The organism is Microcystis sp. LE19-8.1F, assembly GCF_027531715.1.
In the GTDB taxonomy this organism is placed as follows: Bacteria; Cyanobacteriota; Cyanobacteriia; order Cyanobacteriales; family Microcystaceae; genus Microcystis; species Microcystis wesenbergii_A.
This window is the reverse complement of sequence record NZ_JAPZSO010000014.1, coordinates 1-23,971: the sequence shown is the minus strand read 5'-3', so window position 1 is coordinate 23,971 and position 23,971 is coordinate 1. Positions and strand designations below refer to the sequence as shown.

The window sequence follows — 23,971 nt, the reverse complement described above, 5'->3', positions numbered from 1 at the left end:
GATAAGTACCTAAGCAAAATTAATTACACATATCTAACCACTCCTTGCATGAGTGCCTTTTGCCTTTTGCCTTTTGCCTTTTGCCTTTTGCCTATCCTAACCAAGACATTAATTTTGCACGACTACTTATCATGTTTGATTCTCCTGTTGATCTTCTCATTCTCTCTAATGGTCCTGGAGAAATATCTACATGGGTGCGTCCAGTTGTCAAGAGATTGCGACAAAACTTAACAGAAGATCGATCGCTGTTGCGGATTTCGGTGATTCTTTCCCCTTGTACTCATTCTATGGGGGCGGAAACGGAAGTAGTTAGGAAATATCCAGAGGTCGATCGAGTCCAGTCGCCAGAAAACTTCTTTAATTTTCTTTTCTGGGGAAAAACCGCCGATAATTGGGATTGGCACCCCAAGGGCATCGTTTTATTTTTAGGGGGCGATCAATTTTTTGCCCTCACCATCGGTAAACGTTTGGGTTATCGCACCGTTATCTATGGGGAATGGGAAGCGCGTTGGTATCGGGGGATCGATCGCTTTGCCGTGATGAATACAAGTGTATTAAATAATATTCCCCAACAATATCAGCATAAATTTACTGTTATCGGCGATTTAATGGTAGATTTGCCCACTGCTATCACCCCCGATGATGCTACCTTAATTGCACTCCTCCCGGGTTCCAAACCCTCGAAATTAGCCCAGGGTGTACCCCTAACCCTAGCCATTGCCGAAAAGATACACGCGCAGAATCCCCAGACTAAATTTTTAATTCCTGTCGCTCCTACCCTAAATTTAGCTTATTTGGCGAAATTTGCCGATCCTAGCTATAATCCGATGATCACTAAAACCGGTTGGAGTGCTGCCCAATTAAAAAACGGTGAAAAACCCTATCTAGAAACAGCTAAGGGGGTAAAAGTTGACCTAATTACCGATTTTCCCGCCCATAACCAGCTTTCTCGCTGTCATTTAGCTTTAACGACGGTGGGTGCTAATACTGCCGAATTAGGAGCGCTGGCAATCCCGATGATTATTTTACTACCGACTCAGCAACTAGACGCGATGCGGACTTGGGACGGTTTACCCGGTTTATTAGCCCAACTGCCGGGGGTGGGGTCTTTATTTGCTAAGATAATTAATCTCTATATGTTGCGGAAAAAGCGTTTATATGCCTGGCCAAATATTTGGGCCGGTGCAGAAATTGTTCCGGAATTATTGGGGGAATTACAACCAGAAGAAGTGGCAAATATAGTTATATCCTGGTTAGAAAATCCCCAACAATTAGAGGCTATCCGGCAAAAATTGCGGGCAGTGCGCGGGCAAGCAGGAGCAGTGGATAAGTTAGTATTTATTATTGCCGAACAACTGTCTAGTTTCTAATCAATCAGAGAATTAAGCTTGTTGGTAGTGAGGATCAATTTCGATTAATTTATTAACAGTTTGATAGAATTCCTGCTGATAAAATTCCCGTTGATTGCTGTCGAGAGCATTAATTAATTGTTCTTGACAGTAGCGACGATATTCCATTAAACTAATTTTTTCCATAGCTATAATAGCATTTTTTATCTGTTCTTCTGGCTGCAAAATTTGCTGACTGGTATGTTCATTTAAGTGAAATAAAGAATTAAAATCACGATTTTTGTCTGCGGTGATCATCAATAAATGATTCTGTAAAGCTGACATCAAATCTCTTTGGTTAGTAATTTGGGTTTCTAACTCTAGAATTACTTGCCATAACCAACGATAATCAGGGAGATTAAAAATTAAATCTTTTTCATCCAAAAGTTCACAAATGAGCCTCCGATATTCGGGAGAATGGAGATAGATTAGTAATAGTAACCATTCGGCTTTTTCTGAGCCGTTTTTTTCGGATTTATCTAGGATATTTTTCCTTTTAATTGCTGGCGATTGAGCTTGTCGAAATGCGTCGAACCGTGGACGGTGAGCTTCGTCGAACCGAGGTTTATTAACTTGCTTTGAGAGATTTTTTAAAATATATGGCAAACGAGCGGCATCTTTTTGAGCCAAAATTTCAGCACAATAATCTAGGTAAAAAGTCCGTTGATTGCCGTCGATTAACTTTTGCAGTAAACTGATCATACTACTAGACACTTGTTGAAAATGTAGTCCCTGTTTTAAATCTTTATTAACTAACATTTGCGAGATTTGCCAATCAATCCAAAAAGGAGATTTTTCGATTAATTCTCGATAACTATGGGCGGTGAGCTTGTCGAATCCGTGGTACCCGTCAGCACGAGATTTAAGAAATTCATCGGCATCTTTACCATCGGGAAGATTGAGGATTTTTAGGTTAACTTGTCCCGAATAAACTAGAGAGTTAATTTCCTCGATCGCTCTTTGTGTTGCTTTAATTCCCGCTTGATCGGCATCAAAATTAAAGATTATTTGTTTACTTTCACTGTAGCGCAAAAGTAGTTTAATTTGCTCTTGACTTAAAGCTGTTCCTAAACAGGCAACCACATTAGTAATACCGGCAGCATGGAGAGCGATCGCATCAAAATAACCCTCCACAACTATCGCTAAATCTTGCTGAATAATTGCCTGTTTAGCTCGATCGAGAGCAAAGAGAGTTTTTCCCTTTTCAAATAGAGGAGTATCGGGAGAATTTAGATACTTTGGCTGCTCATTACCTAAAGTACGACTACCAAAAGCGATCGCACGTCCTTGACTATCAAAAATAGGAATCATTAAACGATCTCGAAATTGATCGTAATAACCACTACCATTTTGACGCGCTTTAATTAATCCTGCTTGTTCCACTAAAGCCACAGGATAGCGCTTTTGTTCCACCAAATAACGATAGAGCGTTTCCCAACCTTCCGGAGAATATCCCAGTTGAAAAGTTGCGATAGTTTCTGGGGTTAGTTGTCGTTGTACCTTAAGATAATCTAACGCTTTTTCCCCTTGGGGTTGACTAAGGGCGTGCTGATAAAAACTCACCGCTACGGCCATTATTTCGTATAATTGTTCCTTGAGGGATAATTTCTGTTCTAATTCCTGACGCTGTTCTACTGCTAGAGTTTTAATCGGGATTTGATACCTTCTAGCGAGATCGAAAACCACCTCACTAAAAGATTGTTTCCCCACTTCCATGAAAAATTTAATCCCGTTTCCCCCCGCACCACAGCCAAAACAGTAATACATTTGTTTGGCAGGACTAACCGTAAAACTGGGGGATTTTTCCTCGTGAAAAGGACATAAACCAACGTATTCCCTTCCCCTTTTTTTGAGGACGACTCTCTCGGAAATTAAATCCACAATATCAATTCTTTGTTTAACTTCTTCGATCGTGTCCGGATGTAGTCGCGGTGTATCCATAATCAGTTATCAGCAGTCAGGAGTCAGATGTGAGTTTTAAGTGAGCAGTATATATTAAGTGAGCAGTATTAAAGCTGATCACTGAAAAATCTCCCCAACACCTAGCACCCCCACTAAGGCCCTTTTTGACTCCTGGAAATTCGCACCCATAAGTAATAAGAAAGGACTTGACTTTGGCGGCGGCTTGTGCTATGCTTTTCTCATAATGGGAATCTTTGCAAATTTTGCTGGATTCAAATACTCCCATTGTGAATAAAATCCTTTAAAAATATTATCTCAAAATCTCCCGACAAAAACAAGCAAAATTTCGCCCATAATTGTTAAGTTTTGTTAAAAAGAAATGCAGAGACGGGCAAGGAAAGAACTGGTTACTGATCACTGAACAACTTCCCCACTGCGATGGCTGCATTTTGTCCTCCGAACCCGAAACTAAGACAGAGACAATTGTGCGGGGAAAAATTAACAGCCGATCTAGCTAAATTTAATTGAAAAGGCGACTGGCGCACACCGACACAGGGGGGAATTAGCTGATTTTTGAGAGCCATTAAACAAAAAGCCACACCTAATGCCCCTGAAGCCCCTAAAGTGTGTCCTGTTGCGCCTTTTGTCGAGCTTACAGCCACTTGCGAGCCAAAAATGCTGGCGATCAGGTTTGCCTCCCGTTCATCGTTTAAACGCGTGCTAGTGCCGTGGGCGTGAATGTAATTAATTTCATCTTTTCTTAATTGACTTCTGTGCAAACATAGTTCTATGGCTTTGGTAGCACTACGATTATTCACCGCCGGGGCGCTAACATGATCGGCATCACAGCTAAAACCATAGCCCAAAATCTGCCCGTAGATGGGGGCATTTCTGCTTAAAGCCAATTCTTCGGATTCAAGGACTAAAATCGCCCCACCTTCGCCCAAAACCAAGCCCTCTCTAGCTCTATCAAAAGGATAACAGCCCGTTTTCGCCAAAGCTCCAATCTGTTCAAATCCCACCAAAGTTAAGGGAGTGATCGGAGTTTCGATCGCCCCGACTAAAACTCGATCGCATTCTCCCATTTTGATTAATTCTACACCCTGGGCGATCGACCAGATAGCCGTGGCACAGGCCGCCATGGGTGCTAAGACTGGGGCGCCGGTTTCTATCAATCTAGCGGTCAATACCGAGGCGCGATCGGGTAAACTATCTAACCAGTTTTCTACTATTCCCGTCGCTGCCATCCGTTCCCATAAACCCTGACAACCACGACTAGAACCGATAGTGACACCACAATCCTTTAAGGGAGGGGTTAATTTCGCATCTTTGAGGGCAGCAATCAGGGCAATTTTGGTTAAATCCTCTAAAAATGCCGGTTTGTGACCGATTAAACCCAGGGGTAAAGCGGGTAAATCAGAAAAGGGTTGTTGCCTAGTTATACCGGTTTTGCCCTCTAGTAATCTTTGCCAACTCTGACTTAAATTTCCCAGAGAACTGATCAACCCAATTCCCGTCACCACAACATTCATTTATCAGTTATCAGGTATCAGTTATCAGTTATCAGTTATCAGTTATCAGTTATCGGAACATTAAATGATTGGGGGGGGGACGGCGAAGACTAAATTATTGTCGCCTGGTCCCACCCTAACCGATCGCTATTTTTTCAGGTTTTCCGCACCAGAAACAACTTTGGCCGAGTCAATTTTATCCCCTTGTTTGATCGTATCGATCACTTCCATTCCCTCAGTTACATAACCAAAAACGGCATAATCACCATCGAGGAAATTGATATCCGACAGGGCAAAATAAAACTGAGAAGAAGCGGAATTAGGCTGTTGAGAACGGGCCATTGCGATCGCACCGCGTTTATGGGGTAAAGCGACGATGGGAGTGCGGGCCGTGGCCTGTTGACCGATTGCTTGCCCATAAATCGGCTCTTTTTCGTCTTTGAGGAGAATTTCCAGGGGAACATAACGGGATTGCTTGGTTTTCGGATCGACAAAACCACCCGTTCCGCGACCTTGGGGATCACCCCCTTGGGCGACAAAAGGCTGCGGTTCTGTAACCACGCGATGGAAAGTTAAACCATTATAAAAACCTCTCTCCACCAGATCCACAAAGTTACCAGCAGTAATTGGGGCCGCATTGCCATCAATTTCGATCGTTACCGGTTTACCTTTGATGATCATCTCGACCACGGCAGTTCCATCTAAGCGGGGTTTGTAATTATCCATGTTGACACTGCCCGAACTGGCAGATTTAGGGTTTTCGATGATAATAGAATTATCGGGGGTGGAGTTAGCTTCTGGGGAAGAACAGCCGAAAAGTGTCGTCGTTGTGATTAAAAAAACACAAACCACAGACAGCCAGCAAGATTTTCTTATCTTCATCATTTTATAGCCAAAAAGAGCGAAAAAAGGACTACAATCCCTCTAGAGGAATTTCCAGAAAACGAGCGAGTTCTGCCCCTTGATTTTCCAATTCCGAGAGGGACATAGGATCACCGACGCGAGTTAAAGGGATATCGCGACGCTGTTTAATCCGCAGGAATAGTTCCCGTTTCGGGTTGAGTCCTTCTCGCACTTCGGCCCGCACAGCTTGCACATCTTCCAGGGGCCAATCGAGATCGATGCGGCGATTTTTGCCAGGGTAGCCCCAACGAAAGATTTTAACTTTGCCGGTTTCCTTATTAAACTCGTTGTAACCACCTCCGACATTCCAGAGGAGAGATAACCAGAGATAGGTGGCTAAAAGCGTCCCCGCAGTGCCATAAAAGAGGAGGGCGACTCCTTGGGGAATAAATTGTAAGGCACTGGTATCGCTAACGAGAAGTAGATTGACCTTCAAATAACTGGAAAGACCGGCAAGGAGAAAGCCTAGACCGCCAATAGAGACGATTACAGCCCAAAAATAGTTACTAGGGCGACGCGCTCCCACTACTTCTTGCCGTAGGATCAGGCTATCTTTACTTGTTGTTTGCGCTTTCATGAATTGTTTTTAAGGTTGCCTAGAGTCATTTTACCAGCTTTTTTCTCCCCACTCCCCCGCTCCCCACTTCCCCAACGGCCCTAGGGCAGGGGGGGGAGATTCGGCTAATCTAAGAATAAGCGGTTTAAATACGTCTTAGCTTATCAGTTTCTCTATTCTCAATCAGTCCCACTTGTTGCTGTGACTAATTAACCGATATCCACATTGCCTGTCCCTTGAAACATCAACCAAGAGAGAAAAAAATTAGCCACAAAAATCGCTAATAAAGAAGTTACCACAGCCGTGGTAGTAGATTGACCAACTCCTTTAGCGCCGCCGGTGGTGGTTAAACCCCAACTGCAACCGATAATGGCAATTAAAACCCCAAAAATTAGCGACTTTAACATAGAACTAATTAAATCCCATGTTTCTAGAAAATTTTGGGCTGATTGTAAAAATAGGGAATAGGAAATGCCGTAAAGACTATCGGAAATAAATAAACCCCCCAGTAGCCCTGTGACTAAAGAGATAATAGTGAGCAGCGGTAACATTAAACTACAGGCAATCACCCGGGGAATGACCAAATAATCGATCGGATCGGTTTTTAAAATATATAAAGCGTCAATTTGTTCTGTTACTCGCATTGTACCAATTTCGGCGGCAAAAGCCGAGCCAACTCTCCCCGCCACCACCACCGCAGTTAAAACCGGGGCTAATTCTCTTGTTAAAGCCAAGGAAAGAACTCCCCCAACAAAACTACCCGCCCCAAAAAAAATAAATTCTCTGGCTACCTGAATAGTGAAAACCATACCCACAAAAGCAGCAGTAATTAGGGCAATTGTCAAGGATTCTGGCCCCACAATACTCATTTGTTCCAGAGTATTACGCCGGTGGATTTTGCCATTAAGAATATGTAAAAAAGTTTGTCCCGCTAACAAACTGGCAGCCCCCAAACGCTGAAACCATAAACTTAAACCACCGGCAGCATCACTTTTTCTTGGCATTTGTCGAGGGAATATCGCGAAAATTTAACTTATTATAGGCGAGAATTCCCTCTGATACTAAATCCGTTGAGTAACGCACAGAAACAGAAAACGGGTTTCTCGGAGAAACCCGTTTTCTACTCATGTGCTTTGATGCCACTCGATCGAGGGATAACAAACCATGGTTTTGTGCTGCGGGCAGGGGATAATAGAATTATCTAGTAGCCGTCAGCTATCAACCCTGATTCTTTATCCATGCCAGATTTAGCGAAAATTATCCTGAGAAACCATAAAATTGATGCTGTTAAACGATTCCATCCTTGGATATTTTCTGGGGCGATTAAAGAGATGGAGGGGGAAGTCAAAGAGGGTGCTATCGTTGAGGTTTATAGCGATCGAGGCGAATATCTAGCCACTGGACTGTATAATCCTAGCAATATTGCCGTTAAAATTCTTTCTTTCCAAAAAGTCAGCGATATTGCTCAATTATTTCTCGAAAAATTCCAGAATGCCTATCAGCTGCGGCAACAAATCGGTTTAGTGGATAACCCGAAAACTAACTGTTATCGTTTAATTAACGCTGAAGGAGACGGTTTACCCAGTTTAATCGTCGATTGGTACAATGGCACGGCGGTTATTCAAGCTTATTCCCTAGCTTTATACCAACGTCTCGATCTGATTGTCGATTGTCTGAAAACTATCTACGCTGACAATTTACGGGCAGTTTACGATAAAAGTGCCGCGGTTTTGGCGAAAAGCGCCCATACTTCCGAGAATAAATACTTATTTGGTCAAAAAACCAGCGATGAGGTGTTAGAATCCGGCCATCGCTTTATTATTGATTGGGAAAAAGGACAAAAAACGGGATTTTTCCTCGATCAAAGAGAAAACAGAGCTTTATTAGCCCAATATTGCCATAATAAACGGGTTTTAAACACTTTTTCTTATTCTGGCGGCTTTTCCGTCTATGCTATGCAAGCGGGGGCTGCCCTAGTCGATTCCGTTGATAGTTCCCACGGTGCGATCGATCTTACCGAAAAAAATATCGCCCTGAATAATCTCAGCGAAGTTCCCCATCAATCCTACAGCGCCGATGTTTTTAACTTTCTGCGCGACTGTCAGGAGGATTACGATCTGATTGTCCTCGATCCCCCCGCTTTTGCCAAAAGTATCCAATCCCGTCATCAGGCGGTTATGGCTTATAAAAGATTAAATCAGCAAGCTTTCCAGAAAATTCGCCCCCAAGGTATTATTTTCACCTTTTCCTGTTCCCAAGTGGTTAATGAAGAACATTTTCAGGGGGCTGTCATGGCTGCCGCCATTGAATCGGCTCGCCCAGTGCGAATTTTAGCACGTTTAAGCCAACCGGCGGACCATCCCACCAGTATCTATCATTCGGAAGGTTCCTACCTGAAAGGATTGGTTTTAGCGGTGGATTGATGGAAAATTAAACGATTACCATCGGGATCATAGATGTAGATTTCCCTGCCGTGGGAAGCTTGGCTAATTTCTCCCCTAGCACCATAGCCGATTTCGCTCCAATGCTCGATCGCTTTTTCGAGACTCTCCACCTCGAAACAAATGCTCATGCCACTGCCCCTAGAATCGCTAAATTCCTCTTTGTGGGACTCTTTAGGGCAAAAAAGACCTAATTTAAGTTTAATCAGCCTAAATTCCGCATAAACGGCGGCAAGGTAGGGGTTTGGTTCCTGTTGCAACAGTTGACGATAAAACTGCACCGATCGATCGAAATTACTCGTTCCTAGGGCAATAAAAGCCTCTGTGTAATTGAATGGACTATCGGGGGGGTTATTCATCGGGGTTGGCAAGCTTTTTCAGTGATCGGTAAACAGTAAACAATGGCTGGGGAAAGTTCAGTCATGGGGTGGCAGGGGGGATTAGGCCGCGTCCTCTAAGTAAAGATAAGCCTGAAAACTCATAAATACCCCGCTAATTTCTTGAATTTCTCCCAATTGGGAGATCGCCTCGTTAATGGTGTGATATTTAATCTCGATCAGTTTTGGCAATTTCTCCCGGTCAAGCTCGCCAACGCCAGAGCGAATATACTGATCAAGAATAAAGTCCAGAAACTCCCGTTGTTTTCCCGTATATTTCGAGAAAATTAAATCTTTGTGCTTGATTACCCGCTCTTCTCTGGTCAAGGGTCTGGCTGCGTAGGCGATATAGGTCAGCACATCGTAAATATCACTGTTTTCCGTGTTGGTGATCCGGGCGATCGCCTGTAGCTGTTCCTCGCCGTAGCCTTTTTCCGCGAGTCCAGTTAGCAGGGATTTGCGGGTGTCGGGTCGGCTCCAGAGATGGCGCAATTCCGCTTCATCTTGAAAAAGATCGGGAATATCCCCGAAAAGCTGCTGGATAAACTCCTCGGCCGAGATCGGTTTTCCGTCAGCATTCCAGAAAGTTGTTCTCTGGATGTGTTCCAGTTCTCGTTCCTTGCCGTCGGCCAGTTTGATTTTAATTTTCTGGCGTATCGGCAGAGGATCCGGCTCGTCGAGAGGATCTTCGATCGCGTCAGGTGGTTTGGGGCGCGGCCTCGGATCGATGACGACGGGTTCCTGCGGTTCCCCGTCCCATTCGGGATCGTTAAAGTTTTCGTGGGCTTTAACAAAATCGTAGATAGTGAAATAGTCCTTATTATCAAAAAGGCGCGTCCCCCGCCCGATAATCTGTTTGAACTCGATCATCGATTTGACTGGACGCAGTAGAACGATATTTCTCAGGTTTCTAGCATCCACCCCCGTGGAGAGTTTGCGAGAGGTGGTGAGGATGGTGGGGAGCCTTTTCTCGTTGTCTTGAAACTTTTTTAAGTGGGTTTCTCCCAAGCTGCCATCGTTGGCGGTAACGCGAGCGCAGTAGTTAGGATCGCTGCTGATGGCCATTTGATTGATCAGATCGCGAATGGCTAGGGCGTGGTCTTGATTGGCGCAGAAAACCAGGGTTTTCTCGTTTTGGTCGATCGCCTCCATAAAAATTTTTACCCGTTGGCGTTCCCGTTCCTCGATCTCGATAATCCGGTTAAAGTCGGATTCAGTATAAACCTTGTTTTCGTCGATATCGCCCTCGATCAGTTCATCGTCGGGATCATATTGGTACTCGTCGAGACTGGTGGTGAATTCAACCACCTTAAAGGGGGTTAGGTAGCCCTCGTTAATGCCTTCTTTCAGGGAATAGGTGTAGAGGGGTTCGCCGAAATATTTGTAGGTGTCGCCGTTGAGATCCCGTTTCGGGGTGGCAGTTAATCCCAGTTGTACGGCCGGGGCAAAGTATTCGAGGATTTTTCGCCAAGTGCTTTCGTCGTTGGCCCCGCCCCGATGACATTCATCCACGATCACCAAGTCGAAAAAGTCGGGAGCGTATTCGAGGAAGTTAGGGGCTAGTTCCTCGCCGTTTTGGGTCATAAAGGTTTGAAAGATCGAAAAAAAGACGCTGCCGTTTTTAGGGACTTTCTTTGTTTTCTGGATGTTCTTCGGTTCGATCCGAACGAGGGCATCTTCGGGAAAGGCGGTAAACTCGGTTAAAGCTTGATTAGCCAGAATATTGCGATCCGTAAGGAAGAGAATACAGGGCCGGTGGGTCGGTTCACCGCTCAGGTTCCAACTACTATGAAAGAGTTTCCATGCGATTTGAAGGGCGATCGTTGTTTTGCCGGTGCCGGTGGCCATGGTCAGGAGCATCCGTTTTTGACCAGATGCGATCGCTTCTAGAACCGCCTGGATGGCGTTGTGTTGGTAGTAGCGGGCCTCGCGCATCCCGCTTTTATTATCGGGGGGGACGGTGGCGAAACGGTCGCGCCAGTGGTTGGAATCGGGATAGGTGGCGGCCCAGAGTTCTTCGGGGGTGGGGTAGCGATCGATATAGCCTTCTTTTCCGGCGCGGGTATCGACTCGATAAATGCGGAGGCCGTTGGTACAGAGGGCGAAGGGGGTTTGCAGGCGCTCGGCGTAGTCCTTAGCCTGCCCAAGTCCCTCGGTGGGGTGCGCGTCGCGTTTTTTGGCTTCCAAGGTGGCGAGTTTGTGACCCCGATAGACCAAGACATAATCGCAGATTTTCGATGAACTGCGCTGGCCGTAACCCACCAGACGACCGGGGGCAATTACCTCGCGACGAATTTTACTGTCGGGAATGACTCCCCACCCCGCGGCTTTGAGGGCGGGGTCAATCAGTTCTGCTTTGGTTTCGGCTTCGTTCATGGGCTAGAAATCAAGTTGGCTGATGGCTTCCGCGATCGCTTGATCGGTTATGTCGGTTTGGTCGGTTTTGGAGTAGAGGGTGATGAGGACGATGGCGGTCTGGGTTTGCAGGTAGTAGATAACTCGATAACCGCCGCTTTTCCCTTTTTTAATATCACTGTTTTTGAGGCGAACTTTGAAAACGGGGAAATTGAATCCTTGAATGCGATCGCCGGGGGTTTGTCCTGTCTGAAGGGTCTGAAGTAGGGGTTGTAAGTCTTGGCGGATGGATCGATAGCGTTTGGCGAGGATTTTGATATCTTTTTGAAAGCGGGGGGTGAGTCTAATTTCGATGGGGTTTTCGTTAATCGACATCAATGCCTTCCCACATTCGATCTAGGGGGATGGTATTTCCCCCTAGCGCTTCTTGCATTCCTTGTTTAAGGTTGGCAACGATTTCCTCGTCTGGGGTGTCGTCTGGGTTGTGCGATCGTTCCCGTTCTAATTCAAGGCGAAAAGACCTAACGATCTCGTAAATCTGAGTCAGGTGATCTTCGGGGATTTCGTGGAGTTCGTCGATGATTTTCTGGATGATCATGGAGCTACGGGAAGACACTATTTACATTTTAACGGTTCTACTGGCTGAGTTGACCGGTGAAGGCTTTTTCTAGGATCGATTGTTTAAGTTCGGCGATCGCTTCTAGTTTGCGCTGGTAAATGGTTTCGAGTTTTTGCGAATTATCCAGTACTTTTGTTAATTGTGAAACAATTTTTTTCTGTTCCTTCATATTACTAGGCATAGAAAAATGAAAGGAGCGAATATCTCTAAGCAATAAGTTCTTTTGTGCTGTTCCCGATGAGATAGCTATAATCTTATTAAGATTTGCCATTAATTCAAATCTGCAAAAATTGCTATCAATAATTTCTTTTTTAGGCTTAAGAATTGCGACACTTTTTTGAAATGTAGTTCTATAAGTTTTCGGATCATCTGGTGCAATAGCAGTCCTGCCAATAGTTCCACTGTTAGTAACTAAAATATCAAATGGCTCTAGATTTGTTCTTCGATTAGTTTCATCAAAATCTTCCTTAGTGATTTGTCTGGCGTTATCATAATTAAGTCGATCATTCTTTACGTCTTTGGCACTCAAGAAATAATATCCAGAATGATCCTGATTTTTGCAATCTCCATGTTTGCCATCGGTAATTTTTATACAAATTTCATCTAGGGTGTTTGTAACCCAGTTTTTATGTTGATTCGTAAAAATTTGATTTAAATAACTATCAAAAAGCTCCCGGGCATTAATTAAGTTTCTTCGGGTATTAGCTTCAGCTTGGGCTATACCCTCGAAAGCTTTATCTAGTATCTCTACTATTCTTTTTTGTTCTTCGATCGGGGGAATAGGAATAATAACATTTTTAACAAGCTGTGTATTAAGATTTCTAACTGTTGAACCTGCCGCAAGATTATCGAATTGTTTATAGGCAGCTTGAGAATTTAAAAAATAATATAAATAATCTTGATCAAAAAGTCCCGATTTATCTTTTAAAACTAGCCAACCGTCATGAATACAACCAGATGTTTTCATAATATACGGACGACCAAAACTCATAGAATTTGACAATAAAAAATCATCTTTTTGAACTAATCTAGATTTCGTAACTCCTTCGGGCTTTATTTTTTCTTTTGTTTCATAAATATATTTTGAACTGGCAGAAGCATCACTGATTTTTATCCAATTGATACCATCTGGGCTATTCGTTAAGTATTGCTGAATAGGTCTAGGTGAGCCACCACGGGCAATATCGCATAAATCGCCAAGCTTTTTAGTCATCCATAGTTCTGGTAAATTAATTGTTTTTTCTTTCATAAAATCTCTCCAATACTTGTAAAAATCTCCGCACTTACTTTAATTTTTTTGTTTTCTATCAATTTTCATAATCGAAACTCGATGCTGGTTGAGTGAAGTCGGATGCTGGTGGAGCGAAGCCGAAACCACCCTTCCCATCAGCTAGGAGAAGACTCCAATAAATCGGAAATCGCCTCTAGAATCGACCCACTTTCCCGGTCCAATTCCGCAATCTCCGCTAAAATTTCCTCCGGCTCGCGTAAAGGATCGCCCTCCGGCGCGTTGGGATTTTTCACCGACAAATCGAAGGAACCAGGATCAACTTCTTCTAAGTCTAAAAACCAAGAGCGCTCCGATAGCTTAAAAGTCGATTGAAACTCGATGAACTCCTTCAAATCATCATCATTGAGCGCGTTTGTTTTTCCCAGACTTCGCCCCGGTTCGAGTTGATAAAACCAGATTTTCTGCGTCGGCGAACCCTTAGTGAAAAATAAAACCACCGTCTTTACCCCCGCCCCTAAAAACGTCTTAGCGGGACAATCCAAAACCGTATGGAGATTACAGGACGAGGTTAACTCCCTCCGTAACTCTCTAGAGGCGTTGTCCGCGTTCGACAGAAAGGTATTCTTAATAACGATCGCTCCCCGTCCCCCGGTTTTCAAACTCTTGATAAAATGCTGGAGAAAAAGAAAGGCCGTCTCTCCGGTATTGATCGTGAAATTGCTGCGGATCTCCTTGCGTTCATTGCCTCCGAAGGGGGGATTAGCTAAAACGATGTCATAACGATTCTTCTCTTGAATCGCTTGAATATCTTCGGCCAGGGTGTTGGTCTGAATAATATTGGGAGCCTCGATCCCGTGCAGGATCATATTCATCACCCCGATAATATAGGCTAAAGCCTTTTTCTCCTTGCCGAAAAAAGTCCTCGTCTGTAGCGTTTCTAGCTCTTTCGTACTCAGATCGGCCTTACTGTGGCGTAAATACTCGTAGGCCTCGCAGAGAAACCCCGCCGAACCGCAGGCCCCGTCATAAATCGTCTCCCCTAATTGCGGTTTAATCACTTGAATCATCGCCCGGATCAGAGGCCGCGGGGTGTAATATTCGCCCCCGTTTCGCCCCGCATTGCCCATATTTTTGATCCGGGTTTCGTAGAGATCCGAAAGCTCGTGTTTCTGCTGTTGCGTGCGAAACTGAAGCCGGTCGATACTTTCGAGAACTTCCCGCAGGTTGTACCCGCTCTGAAACTTATTCCGCACCCCCGCAAAAATTTCCCCGATCTTAGCCCCGAACGTCCCCAGTTCTGCGTATTGCTTGAATCCCTGAAAGTAGGGAAATAGCTCGCTATTGACGAACTCGATCAGATCGTCCCCTACCTTGGCGGTTTTCAGCAGTTCACCCCTCCCGTCCTTGGGGTAGGCCCAATTCGACCAGCGATAGGGTTCGTCTAGTAACGGATCGTAGTCTTCCCCCGTCAATAATGCCCGATTCTGGCGATCGACTGACCGATCGTCGAGATATTTCAAAAAGAGAATCCAGGAAATCTGTTCTGCGTAATCCAACTCCGTGGCGCATCCCGCCTCTTTTCGGAGAATATCGTCGATATTCTTAAATGTCTGCTCGAACATAGGAAAAAGATTAGATACTCTCAAATCTTACCTCGATCGCTCCCTTATCCTGAGCATAGATTTGTAAAAAGGCTGAAAATGCTTCAGCCTCGTCTAAAAAATCAGATTTTACCCGCAAAATTAAGGAATAGGATTAGCTGGCTCCTTGCTTTCTAGGGTTTCGGGAACAGCTTCCGTCTTACCAAAAGCGACTCTGAGGAAGGGAGGAGCGAGGAAAGTGGTCAGGATTACCATAATAATAATCGACACCTCTAAAGGCTTATCCAAAATTCCGCTGGCCGAGCCAATCCCGGCAAAAACTAGACCCACCTCACCCCGGGGAATCATGCCCACACCGATGGCGAGGCGATTGATTCCAGATATGCCAAAAACTGCCCAGCCCGTCACCAGTTTACCGATAATCGCCACAACCATCAAAAAGACAGCGATCAAAAGTCCAGCCCGATTCTCCGGTACCGTTGGGTTTAAAACACCGAGATCGGCACGCGCTCCCACCGTCACAAAGAAAATCGGTACAAGCAAATCGGCGATCGGTTTGATTAATTCATCCAACTCGTTGCGGGTATCAGTTTCATCAAGCACCAAACCGGCGGCAAAGGCCCCTAAAATCGCTTCAAGATGAATAGCATTGCCCAAAAATGCCATAAAGAAAGCGAAGACAAATGCCGGAATAACAATATTTCCCCGAGTTTTCAGCCGCTCCACGATCGCCACAAAACTTTTGTTAAAAATACCTCCCAACAAAATTGATCCGATCAAAAAGGCCGTGGCACTGACGATCAGATAAATAACATTGACCACATCGATTTCACCAGTTTTGGCCAAACTAGCGACCACAGCCAGAACAATAATACCGAGGACATCATCGATCACCGCTGCACCGACGATAATTTGCCCTTCTTTGGATTTGAGTTGACCTAACTCGGACAACACCTTCGAGGTAATACCGATACTGGTTGCTGTCAAGGCTGCCCCCGCAAAAATCGCCGGGATGGCCGCCACATGAAAGACGAGCATTAACCCGGCCGTACCTGCCGCAAAAGGTGCCGCAACCCCCACACAGGCCACAACCGTGGCTTGAATTCCCACTTCCTTGAGTTGTCGCAGGTCGGATTCTAGGCCAATTTCAAACAGCAGAATAATCACACCGATTTCAGCTAGAACCGAAATCACTTCACTTTGGGACTCAAAGATCCGGTCCACGGCAGCCGGGGCCAATTGATTCAATCCTTGCAGTACCGTCATAATCAGCGAATCGGAGGCCGATAGTCCCCCTTCGGGAAAGATGAGCAGATGCAAGGCCGAAACGCCGACAATCACACCGGCGACCAGTTCTCCCAGTACGGGCGGAAAATCCAATCGTCGGGCGGCCTCTGCGCCGAGCTTGCTGGCCAGATAAATCACCACCAGTGTCAGCAATACGCCAGAGAGAATAATCGGTGAATCCTCGGCCACAACGGTGGCAAGCAAGGGGAGCGGAGCTATGGGAGCCGCTATCTCCCCAATCAAAGGAGGCAGAATAGGGGACAAAATCATCAGTTTAAAGGGATGAGGGTTAAAGGTTTTAGGTAGTCATAAAACTGGGGGATAGGAAAAAGGGCCACCGCTCAAGGACAGTCATGCTTGGGATGCGGTGGCCCTAGAGTGCCGGAGTCATGAACCGGCTAGATATCACAGCCCTCTGGTCCACAGAAACTCTGTCCGTACAGAACCTCCGCATCACAGAGATAGATCATGCCCGCAAAATTGAGGAAAAACTGATCGGCAACCTGCTTGGCAATATTTTGGGCCATAATTCGATCGGGGGTAAGTATCTCGAACTTAACATTCGTATCGGTTTCGGAAACGTGGGGTTGTCCCGACGAGCGCACGTTGCGACTGCCTTTACCGCCAGTATCCATCACCGTGTAACCGGTCGCCCCGCATTCTTCGATGATCTTGGCGACTTTTTTCAGCAAAATCTTTTCTGTGACGATGACGAGCTTTTTGGCTGGTTTAGCCATGTTGATTATCTCCTTAAATGTGTACATTTATTTGCTTGGTAAGCCCCGTCAAGGGAGCGCCCACCGACCACAATCCTAGCCGCCGCTGAGGGCCTGGGCGAGACCAAGGAAGAACGGGATACATAAGCCGATCGCTACGGGCGTACCGATGGCCGTGGACGCGCCTATATAGGCGGAGGGATTAGCCGAGGGGATACCGGCCCGCAATGTGGGCGGCCCGGAGATGTCGGAACTAGAGGAAGCGATGACGGCCAGAACCACGACACCGCCCCAGCTGAACCCGGTGGCGTAGTGGGCAATCATGCCGAGACCGAAGGCGATTAGACCATGTACAAACGGTGCTAGGACGCTATAGACGACATACCACTGGGCCACCTTACGCAGTTCACCAACCCTTGACCAAGCCTCCATCCCCATGACCAGCATCAAGATTGAAAGCAAGCCACGAAAGAGGGGATCGTAGAAGCTTTTATAGACAGTTTCCGGCTGGGTGAATATGCCCAAAGCCAGACCTAATAACATGGCCGATAGGGCCGGTCCGCGAAGGCTTTCTTCAATGATCGGCCAAATCTTGACCCGATTATCCGCTGGCTGCTGTAGGCTGAGATATTCCTGCCGACTGCTGGGATAATCCTGCTGATCGGAATAATCCCCGGCCGCCACCGGCTGCTTGCTAAAAGACTCGTGGTCGTAGGCCGCTTCTTTCTGCTTCTTCTTGTTAAGATAAATGTTAGCCACCACGATCGCCGTTACCAGCGCCGGGATATCCATAAAAGGATAGAGTGCGCCAGCCCAGGCCTCGTAGGGGATCTTTTGTTCTTCGAGTACCGTCAGACCGGCTGCCATAGTCGAGCCACTCACGGCTCCAAATAACCCCCCAGTCGCGATCGCATCTACCACTTTCACCTTGGGCAGATTGGCTAAGGTATAGCGGGCGACGAAGACCACAATAATCCCTACTATGACGGCAAAGATCATTGGTAATACCATTTCCGTCAGGTTGGAATTGCGGATGGCAATCCCGCCGGTCAGACCGATTTTGGTCAGCAGCATGAAGACGATGATCGTACAAATCGACTCTGGGATGACCAATTCACTTCCGAGAGCAGCAATGATCATCCCACCAATCAAAAAAGCCAGTGTTGGGGACTGCAACTGCTTAACAAAGTCCATGACAAACAATGAGAAAAAATCCACGAATACCTCCTTAGGCCTCCCCTGATGAGGAGTGTCAATACAAATGAACTAAATAAACTTTCAAAAGCTGAAAAAGAGTAAGAGTAATACCATTTTTCTTTATTCTTGGCAGGTATCTTACCCCCCCCTTGCCCCCCCGCCCCCCCCGATGTCGGGGGGGCAGGGGGGGTGGGGGGTTGGGGGGGTTAGGGGTGAGGGCAATTAACCATCTCTGCCATTACTTGTGAAAAATGGTATGAGGCTCTTTACCCCTCAAGCAAACCTGTTGCGGGCAGAACTTTGGATAGCGTCAAGTCTGGGGGCAAGCCTAATTCGGGATTTTTGGCGGTTAAACTAGCCATGATCGCCCTTGTCCCGGAAGCTACCCCGAAGACAAGAGCTAGAGGGTGATAAACGATGGCAGCTGTTAGACCACCGAAGATATCGCCCCGCAAATTGTCAAAATGATTACGATTGGTTATTTCCATGAGAATCCAACTGAGCAAAGGATTTTTTGCCACAACAAAGCCGGCGGTTGACAGACCAGCCTTGATAGACAAAACTTTATGGTTTTTAAAGATCGATTGTTATAAATCTATATTACAACGGATATCTTGACAAGCAAATTTTTGTAAATTGAGTTTAAATCGATATATCTTTACAAAAGTATTGATTTAAACCTATGATATAAGCGGGGTGGGGAGGTTTTCACTCGTTCCCCTCCATTCCTGCTTCTGTTTAGCAAAGCTCCTCAAGGCAGTAACAGAAGTGTAGCTCTCTAGAGGCCTCTCTTGATTCAAGCCACTTTACATCAACTGATTGTCTTTGAAGCGACCGCTCGTCATGGCAGTTTCACCAGGGCTGCTGAAGAACTATCGATCACCCAACCCACCGTTTCCACCCAGATGAAACAACTGAGTAAAGCAGTGGGTCTGCCCCTATTTGAACAGATAGGCAAACGTTTGTATTTAACCGAGGCAGGACGCGGTTTATTAGTAACCTGTCAGGCAGTCCTCAAGGATCTTGATAACTTTGAGATGGCGATCGCCGATATCAAGGGCATTAAACAGGGTAAACTGCGTTTAGCGGCGGTATCCACAGTCCAATATTTAATCCCTCAGCTCCTAGGTCCTTTTTGTCAACAGTACCAAGGGGTAGATGTGTCCCTGGAATTGACCAATCACCAAGACCTAGAAGCAAGGATCATCAATAATGTTGATGACCTATATATTTTAAGCGAACCCCCCGAAGCTCTAAACCTCGAGATTCGACCGTTTCTGGAAAATCCCCTTGTGGTAATTGCCCGCAAAGATCACCCCCTAGCGGGACAGAAAAAAATTCCAATTAAACGACTGCAAGGGGAACCTTTTATTATGCGGGAAATGGGATCGGGAATTAGACGGGCAGTACAGCAAATTTTTCTCGACCATGGCATCACTGTATCTCTGCGTTTGGAAATCGGCAATAATGAAGCCATTAAACAAGCGATCGCCGGTGGTTTAGGAATTTCGGTTCTGTCTGAGCACGTCTTAAATTTAGATCATCCTAATGGGGAATTTACCATCCTTGACGTGGAAGATTTTCCTATCCAACGCCATTGGTATGTGGTTTATCCCAAGGATAAAAAACCATCGGTGATCGCCAAGACTTTTCTGGATTATCTCCTCAATATTCAGCCCCAAACCTTCTTAAGAGACTGTTCCTAAATGAATAGACCTCTTGCAAAAATCAAAAATTGTTGTGCGGGTTAGGAGTCAGTAGTCAGGAGAATTAAGAATAAATAATAATCAATTAAAGGCTCTATTTAGTGATTTTATGCAATTTTATGCCTATTTTTCTCATTTTTGAACCCTCAAAAGTTAATTATGCAAGAGGTTTAATATTCAGGGGGAAGTAAATCGTAGCAAAAATTAACTTCTAGAGACAGGATATTTGCTTAGTATAGAAACAGAGAGATTATACCTGAGAACTGACCCCATAACCAGCCAAAAGCAGTATAAGCGGCGAAAGTGAGCATTTTCTAGGCAAATATTGCCTTAGTAATTGACGATTTTTACTTTTTACTCAATTTTATGTCTTTAACTCTCTCAGAACAACTCAAGCGAGAACAATTATCCTATCCCCAAACTCTCCTCCATCATCTGCAAAGGTTACGGCATTTTGTGACAGTGGAAGGAGAGGAGAAATTGCAGCAGTGGAAAAACCTCATTGAAAAGGAGAATTTTCAACCTAGCACCCGTAATTTAGCCTATTATCTCGCCCTGAGACAAGAAGATATCCGGGATTTACAATTAGCTTTAATGCCCTGGGGATTATCTTCCCTAGGCCGGATTGAATCGAAAGTTTTACCGACTCTCGATGCGGTAATTGCCACTTTAGGGGCGGTTTGTCATCAAGAAGCCTCATTATTACCCAAACATCCCCCTTTAGAGGCATTTTTCCAAGGAGATCAACTTTTAGCTTCCCATAGCGCGGAAGTTTTCGGTCTGCCTTCCCCCCGGCGTCGGGTGCGAATTATGGTGACAATGCCGACGGAGGCGGCAACCGACCCCGATTTTATCGCTCAATTACTGCGTTGCGGGATGGACTGTATTCGCATTAATTGCGCCCATGATGGACCCAAAGAGTGGCAGGGAATGATCGAAAATCTGCGCGAGGCGGTCAAAAATCCCGAAAATTTAGTCAATGGACATACCTGTAAGGTTTATATGGACTTAGCTGGCCCAAAAATCCGTTTAGAAGAGATTTTAGCCCCCCAGTCCCAAACCAGACTATATCAAGGGGATTTTCTCCTCTTAACCACCCAACCCCCCCACACTGCCCATCCTCAGTATTTTCAGGCTAATTGTTCCCAACCGGAAATTATTCCCCAAATTCCCGTCGGGGCGAAAGTTTGGATTGATGATGGTCATATTGGGGCTGAAGTTATTGCCATAATGCCAGAAGGTCTCTTACTAAAAATTACCCACGCCAGGGAGAAAGGGGAAAAACTGAAAGCAGATAAGGGACTAAATTTCCCCGATACCATCTTAAATATCGATCCTTTGACCGCAAAAGACCGGCAAGATTTAGATTTTATTGCCGAAAATGCCGATATTATCGGTTACTCTTTTGTGCAAAAAGCCAGCGATATCGAGACACTACAGCTAGAGTTACAAAGTCGTTTGGGGGATGCTTGGCGACAAAAAGCAATTGTGGCCAAAATAGAAACACCTTTAGCCGTGAAAAATCTACCCGAATTAATCATCCATGCCGCCGGTAAACAACCTTTTGGGGTGATGATTGCCCGGGGTGATTTAGCTGTAGAAATTGGTTATCAAAGATTAGCAGAAATTCAAGAGGAAATTCTCTGGTTATGCGAAGCGGCCCATATTCCAGTAATTTGGGCTACCCAAGTCCTAGAAAATCTGGTCAAGAAAAGTATTCCCTCCCGGGCCGAGATTACCGATGCAGCTATGGCCGAAAGGGCCGAATGTGTCATGCTTAATAAGGGGGAATATATCCGGGAAGCGGTGACAATTCTCGATGATGTTTTACAAAGAATGCAGACCCACCAAGCTAAAAAAACGCCCCAATTACGCGCTCTCCATTCTTGGGTTTAAGCAGTTTCAGTTATCAGTTATTAGTCAGGAACTGTGGGCTGATGGGAAGTGAGGGAGTGAGCAGTTAATCGTACTATATAAAAGCCGATTTGGGAGCAGCGGTTAAGCAAAGCTATTCTTGATTTGATCAAGAATAGTCTCGGGATCGCGGATAAGTAGATGAGTGTCTTTAAACTTCTCGAAATCCCAATAGCTAAGACGACTAATTTTCTCCAAAGAATCCCAAGTCGGGGTAAAATCTTTTCGGGTTTCCAACCAGAGTACAGTTTGTCCGTGACCGGGAAAAGTCGCATAACTGAATTGAGGGAAAAAATCATGGATAGCGAAAATGATCTTATAGACATCCCCCATCCATCTTGAATCCTTAATCTTAAGCAATTTTCTTAATCGGCGAAAGAGCCGGAAATTAGGAAGAGAGGCAAACCAACTAATCGGACAGGTATCATCAATAAGCCAGATAGTGCGGGAATGAGAGTATCGTAAAGAATTACAAAAGTCTCTAAACGTTTGCTCGAAAGTGTGTAATCCATCTAAGTATATCAGATCGAATTCACCGTGTTGGGGAGCAAGAGTGGAGAAAAAAGAATCGCTCGTTATCTCATAAAAAATTGAGTTTTCATTGGCATATTTTTTATGAACATCGTCCCTAAAACAGGGATCTACAGCTATTTTTTTGGGAACCTTAACCCGAATAAAGGTACCCCCAGAGCTAACTCCAATTTATAAATATTTAGAGGCGGAGTTAATATCTGCTAATGCGTTTAGTCTTTCAAATCTACGTTCAAGCATTCTTTTCCTTTTATGATGGTAAATTTAAGGGTATTCCGACGGTTATAGTCGGACAAAACATATTTGTAAATCAACATTATTACTGGCAGAATGATGTCTCCTCTTGACATCGACAGGGGACTTATCCATGACTATAGAGTTTACCAGTATCATGAGGTACGCTCACTTAAACCTTTTGTTCCCCCCCCAAAACCTGAGATTTTGTACCTCATCAGCAGGGAAATTGCTAGGAATTCATGGAATGGATGATAGGCCATATTGAAATTGCCAGGCTATGAGAATAATGACTAGCGACATTATCATACAACAAAAGCTAGAAATGTCAAATCTCGCTTTAACATCTATCCTCAAAGGGACTTGGTGACATCCAGTGTCAGAGGCAGATTAACGCATATTATTGACCGCACCGCTAACCAAACCAGCGCTAACATAGCGACCATAACCATCAAGACGGTTTTGTTGAGCGATTCGGGAGGGATTATTGACGAGATCGGCAACTCCCACACCCATCATCACCACGGAGATAACTGCGATTAAGTAGTTACGGACAAAAGTTGGATTTTGGTGGCTGGCTAACATGGTTGTTACCTCTCTTTCCTGTCGATAACCTTAGAATACGAGAGGGGTTGGGGTGATGTCAGTCCCATAATTCAGGGTGACAGAAGTGGAAAAAAGTGGAATCCACAGATAATACTAAATCCTGTTTGAAAGCGATAGGAGAGTGGGGTGTAGGGTGTGGGGTGTGGGGAGAAGGGAGCAACGGAGCAGGGAGAAACAATTCATAACTTGAGAGTTAATCACACTATTAAAAACGGATTTGGTATAAGCTGTTCCCCAGTTGAGAGCTTCTTGCTTCAATGGGATGCGCTTTCGGCTCTCTTATTCTTTGTGTGATAAGTTTAACTTACATGGGAGCGATCAATCTTTGTGTCCTTTGTGTCTTTGTGGTTCGTTCCACTTTCTTGGTTAGTTGAGAATAAATTTTAAATGGTTCTTCCGAAATTGTCGTGTAAAATCAAAGAAAAAACAGAGAATTATTGCTGACCAATAAAAACAATAATTTATCTTTAAAAGCTCTCTATACTTGCAATACAGCAATTTATTGGTTAAAATATAGACAGCCAAGACCAGCAAGTTTAGACACAAGTTATACTTATGCCATCAAATCCACAATTAAAGTTAATGACCGAGCTACTTCACCTAGAAGGAGTTGTCGTTACCAATTATCAAATTATTACCGATATAGGAATTGTTTTACATTTAGAAAATATGTCAAGAGAAACCGAGGGCATTTATTGTGGAAACAAAACGGGAAAACTTCATCAAAATAATGAATTAACAATCCGAGATTTACCTGGGAGCATCCCACTTGTGCAATAAGTATAAATGCTTAAGCGACCAACGAAGCTACGCCTGGGGCTATAGCACCATTGAGATAAGCACAACGGAGCTTTAAATATTGTGGCACATTTTCCGCTTTCCACTGCGCTCCTACA

Annotated in this window: 22 protein-coding genes and 1 pseudogene; 5 read left to right on the top strand and 18 right to left on the bottom strand. The window is 44.9% G+C overall.

Translation table 11 applies throughout. The features are described from left to right. Positions 1–131: 131 nt before the first annotated feature. Positions 132–1,370 (top strand): glycosyltransferase family protein, encoded by a 1,239-nt coding sequence (locus tag O9334_RS01910; protein ID WP_045359763.1) that lies wholly within the window; start codon positions 132–134, stop codon positions 1,368–1,370. 12 nt (positions 1,371–1,382) lie between these two features. On the opposite strand, the gene dnaG is transcribed toward O9334_RS01910, so the two are convergent. The 6 genes from dnaG to O9334_RS01880 all read right to left on the bottom strand — a co-directional run bounded on the left by dnaG (position 1,383) and on the right by O9334_RS01880 (position 7,388). After that, positions 1,383–3,329, bottom strand: a complete 1,947-nt coding sequence (gene dnaG / locus O9334_RS01905; protein WP_045359765.1) for a DNA primase — start codon at positions 3,327–3,329, stop codon at positions 1,383–1,385. 368 nt (positions 3,330–3,697) lie between these two features. Continuing rightward, complete coding sequence (locus O9334_RS01900; protein ID WP_045359768.1) at positions 3,698–4,822, bottom strand: beta-ketoacyl-ACP synthase; 1,125 nt, start codon at positions 4,820–4,822, stop codon at positions 3,698–3,700. Between the two features lie 126 nt (positions 4,823–4,948). Continuing rightward, complete coding sequence (locus O9334_RS01895) at positions 4,949–5,686, bottom strand: peptidylprolyl isomerase (RefSeq protein ID WP_045359769.1); 738 nt, start codon at positions 5,684–5,686, stop codon at positions 4,949–4,951. A gap of 28 nt (positions 5,687–5,714) precedes the next feature. Continuing rightward, positions 5,715–6,281 (bottom strand): photosystem I assembly protein Ycf4, encoded by a 567-nt coding sequence (locus tag O9334_RS01890; RefSeq protein ID WP_045359770.1) that lies wholly within the window; start codon positions 6,279–6,281, stop codon positions 5,715–5,717. A 188-nt stretch (positions 6,282–6,469) separates the two neighbouring features. Then, complete coding sequence (locus O9334_RS01885) at positions 6,470–7,264, bottom strand: MlaE family lipid ABC transporter permease subunit (RefSeq protein WP_190380721.1); 795 nt, start codon at positions 7,262–7,264, stop codon at positions 6,470–6,472. Further along, a complete protein-coding gene (locus O9334_RS01880; protein ID WP_287998916.1) occupies positions 7,248–7,388 on the bottom strand; it encodes a hypothetical protein in 141 nt (46 codons plus the stop codon). The genes O9334_RS01885 and O9334_RS01880 overlap by 17 nt, the downstream gene beginning before the upstream one ends. A 110-nt stretch (positions 7,389–7,498) precedes the next feature. On the opposite strand from O9334_RS01880, the gene O9334_RS01875 reads away from it, so the two are divergent. Then, positions 7,499–8,683 (top strand): class I SAM-dependent rRNA methyltransferase, encoded by a 1,185-nt coding sequence (locus tag O9334_RS01875; RefSeq protein WP_045359774.1) that lies wholly within the window; start codon positions 7,499–7,501, stop codon positions 8,681–8,683. Here the strand turns inward: O9334_RS01875 and O9334_RS01870 are convergent. The 10 genes from O9334_RS01870 to O9334_RS22745 form a co-directional block, all read right to left on the bottom strand. Beyond that, on the bottom strand, positions 8,650–9,060 hold the full coding sequence (locus O9334_RS01870; RefSeq protein WP_287998912.1) for a VOC family protein: 411 nt from the start codon (positions 9,058–9,060) through the stop codon (positions 8,650–8,652). The genes O9334_RS01875 and O9334_RS01870 overlap by 34 nt on opposite strands. A gap of 81 nt (positions 9,061–9,141) precedes the next feature. After that, positions 9,142–11,454, bottom strand: a complete 2,313-nt coding sequence (gene hsdR / locus O9334_RS01865) for an EcoAI/FtnUII family type I restriction enzme subunit R (RefSeq protein ID WP_287998909.1) — start codon at positions 11,452–11,454, stop codon at positions 9,142–9,144. A gap of 3 nt (positions 11,455–11,457) precedes the next feature. Beyond that, positions 11,458–11,808, bottom strand: coding sequence for a type II toxin-antitoxin system RelE family toxin (locus tag O9334_RS01860; RefSeq protein WP_287998906.1), 351 nt, complete (start codon positions 11,806–11,808; stop codon positions 11,458–11,460). Then, the gene (locus tag O9334_RS01855) at positions 11,798–12,049 is read right to left on the bottom strand and encodes a hypothetical protein (RefSeq protein ID WP_238567829.1); all 252 of its coding nucleotides are present in this window, start codon (positions 12,047–12,049) and stop codon (positions 11,798–11,800) included. Before O9334_RS01855 ends, O9334_RS01860 begins: the two co-directional genes overlap by 11 nt. Before the next feature lie 19 nt (positions 12,050–12,068). Continuing rightward, positions 12,069–13,301 (bottom strand): restriction endonuclease subunit S, encoded by a 1,233-nt coding sequence (locus tag O9334_RS01850; protein WP_287998904.1) that lies wholly within the window; start codon positions 13,299–13,301, stop codon positions 12,069–12,071. 137 nt (positions 13,302–13,438) lie between these two features. After that, a complete protein-coding gene (locus O9334_RS01845) occupies positions 13,439–14,905 on the bottom strand; it encodes a class I SAM-dependent DNA methyltransferase (RefSeq protein WP_287998901.1) in 1,467 nt (488 codons plus the stop codon). Between the two features lie 120 nt (positions 14,906–15,025). After that, on the bottom strand, positions 15,026–16,441 hold the full coding sequence (locus tag O9334_RS01840) for a cation:proton antiporter (RefSeq protein WP_287998897.1): 1,416 nt from the start codon (positions 16,439–16,441) through the stop codon (positions 15,026–15,028). Between the two features lie 128 nt (positions 16,442–16,569). Then, entirely contained in the window at positions 16,570–16,908 is a 339-nt protein-coding gene (locus O9334_RS01835) for a P-II family nitrogen regulator (RefSeq protein WP_287998892.1), read from the bottom strand. 75 nt (positions 16,909–16,983) lie between these two features. After that, positions 16,984–18,105 carry a sodium-dependent bicarbonate transport family permease gene (locus tag O9334_RS01830; protein ID WP_045359790.1) on the bottom strand — a complete coding sequence of 374 codons (1,122 nt, stop codon included), beginning with the start codon at positions 18,103–18,105 and terminating at the stop codon, positions 16,984–16,986. Between the two features lie 245 nt (positions 18,106–18,350). Then, complete coding sequence (locus O9334_RS22745) at positions 18,351–18,644, bottom strand: sulfate permease (protein WP_045359812.1); 294 nt, start codon at positions 18,642–18,644, stop codon at positions 18,351–18,353. 231 nt (positions 18,645–18,875) lie between these two features. Between O9334_RS22745 and O9334_RS01820 the strand changes: the two genes are divergently transcribed. Together O9334_RS01820 and O9334_RS01815 are read left to right on the top strand one after the other, a co-directional pair. Beyond that, positions 18,876–19,790, top strand: a complete 915-nt coding sequence (locus O9334_RS01820) for a LysR family transcriptional regulator (protein WP_287998882.1) — start codon at positions 18,876–18,878, stop codon at positions 19,788–19,790. Between the two features lie 366 nt (positions 19,791–20,156). Continuing rightward, on the top strand, positions 20,157–21,686 hold the full coding sequence (locus O9334_RS01815; protein ID WP_287998879.1) for a pyruvate kinase: 1,530 nt from the start codon (positions 20,157–20,159) through the stop codon (positions 21,684–21,686). Between the two features lie 102 nt (positions 21,687–21,788). Here the strand turns inward: O9334_RS01815 and O9334_RS23010 are convergent, their stop codons facing one another. Together O9334_RS23010 and O9334_RS01800 are read right to left on the bottom strand one after the other, a co-directional pair. After that, a complete protein-coding gene (locus O9334_RS23010) occupies positions 21,789–22,355 on the bottom strand; it encodes a class I SAM-dependent methyltransferase (protein ID WP_502846532.1) in 567 nt (188 codons plus the stop codon). 504 nt (positions 22,356–22,859) lie between these two features. Continuing rightward, the gene (locus O9334_RS01800; protein ID WP_045359818.1) at positions 22,860–23,054 is read right to left on the bottom strand and encodes a hypothetical protein; all 195 of its coding nucleotides are present in this window, start codon (positions 23,052–23,054) and stop codon (positions 22,860–22,862) included. Between the two features lie 576 nt (positions 23,055–23,630). Here O9334_RS01800 and O9334_RS01795 point away from each other — a divergent pair. Further along, a pseudogene (locus O9334_RS01795) lies at positions 23,631–23,831 on the top strand (ISL3 family transposase); the annotation flags it as partial. Between the last annotated feature and the right edge of the window lie 140 nt (positions 23,832–23,971).

What these genes read in the sequence shown, in the direction of transcription:
- O9334_RS01910 (WP_045359763.1), top strand. Translation starts at nt 132, where the DNA reads ATGTTTGATTCTCCTGTTGATCTTCTCATTCTCTCTAATGGTCCTGGA.
- dnaG (WP_045359765.1), bottom strand. Translation starts at nt 3,329, where the DNA reads ATGGATACACCGCGACTACATCCGGACACGATCGAAGAAGTTAAACAA.
- O9334_RS01900 (WP_045359768.1), bottom strand. Translation starts at nt 4,822, where the DNA reads ATGAATGTTGTGGTGACGGGAATTGGGTTGATCAGTTCTCTGGGAAAT.
- O9334_RS01895 (WP_045359769.1), bottom strand. Translation starts at nt 5,686, where the DNA reads ATGATGAAGATAAGAAAATCTTGCTGGCTGTCTGTGGTTTGTGTTTTT.
- O9334_RS01890 (WP_045359770.1), bottom strand. Translation starts at nt 6,281, where the DNA reads ATGAAAGCGCAAACAACAAGTAAAGATAGCCTGATCCTACGGCAAGAA.
- O9334_RS01885 (WP_190380721.1), bottom strand. Translation starts at nt 7,264, where the DNA reads ATGCCAAGAAAAAGTGATGCTGCCGGTGGTTTAAGTTTATGGTTTCAG.
- O9334_RS01880 (WP_287998916.1), bottom strand. Translation starts at nt 7,388, where the DNA reads ATGAGTAGAAAACGGGTTTCTCCGAGAAACCCGTTTTCTGTTTCTGTG.
- O9334_RS01875 (WP_045359774.1), top strand. Translation starts at nt 7,499, where the DNA reads ATGCCAGATTTAGCGAAAATTATCCTGAGAAACCATAAAATTGATGCT.
- O9334_RS01870 (WP_287998912.1), bottom strand. Translation starts at nt 9,060, where the DNA reads ATGAATAACCCCCCCGATAGTCCATTCAATTACACAGAGGCTTTTATT.
- hsdR (WP_287998909.1), bottom strand. Translation starts at nt 11,454, where the DNA reads ATGAACGAAGCCGAAACCAAAGCAGAACTGATTGACCCCGCCCTCAAA.
- O9334_RS01860 (WP_287998906.1), bottom strand. Translation starts at nt 11,808, where the DNA reads ATGTCGATTAACGAAAACCCCATCGAAATTAGACTCACCCCCCGCTTT.
- O9334_RS01850 (WP_287998904.1), bottom strand. Translation starts at nt 13,301, where the DNA reads ATGAAAGAAAAAACAATTAATTTACCAGAACTATGGATGACTAAAAAG.
- O9334_RS01845 (WP_287998901.1), bottom strand. Translation starts at nt 14,905, where the DNA reads ATGTTCGAGCAGACATTTAAGAATATCGACGATATTCTCCGAAAAGAG.
- O9334_RS01840 (WP_287998897.1), bottom strand. Translation starts at nt 16,441, where the DNA reads ATGATTTTGTCCCCTATTCTGCCTCCTTTGATTGGGGAGATAGCGGCT.
- O9334_RS01835 (WP_287998892.1), bottom strand. Translation starts at nt 16,908, where the DNA reads ATGGCTAAACCAGCCAAAAAGCTCGTCATCGTCACAGAAAAGATTTTG.
- O9334_RS01815 (WP_287998879.1), top strand. Translation starts at nt 20,157, where the DNA reads ATGTCTTTAACTCTCTCAGAACAACTCAAGCGAGAACAATTATCCTAT.
- O9334_RS01800 (WP_045359818.1), bottom strand. Translation starts at nt 23,054, where the DNA reads ATGTTAGCCAGCCACCAAAATCCAACTTTTGTCCGTAACTACTTAATC.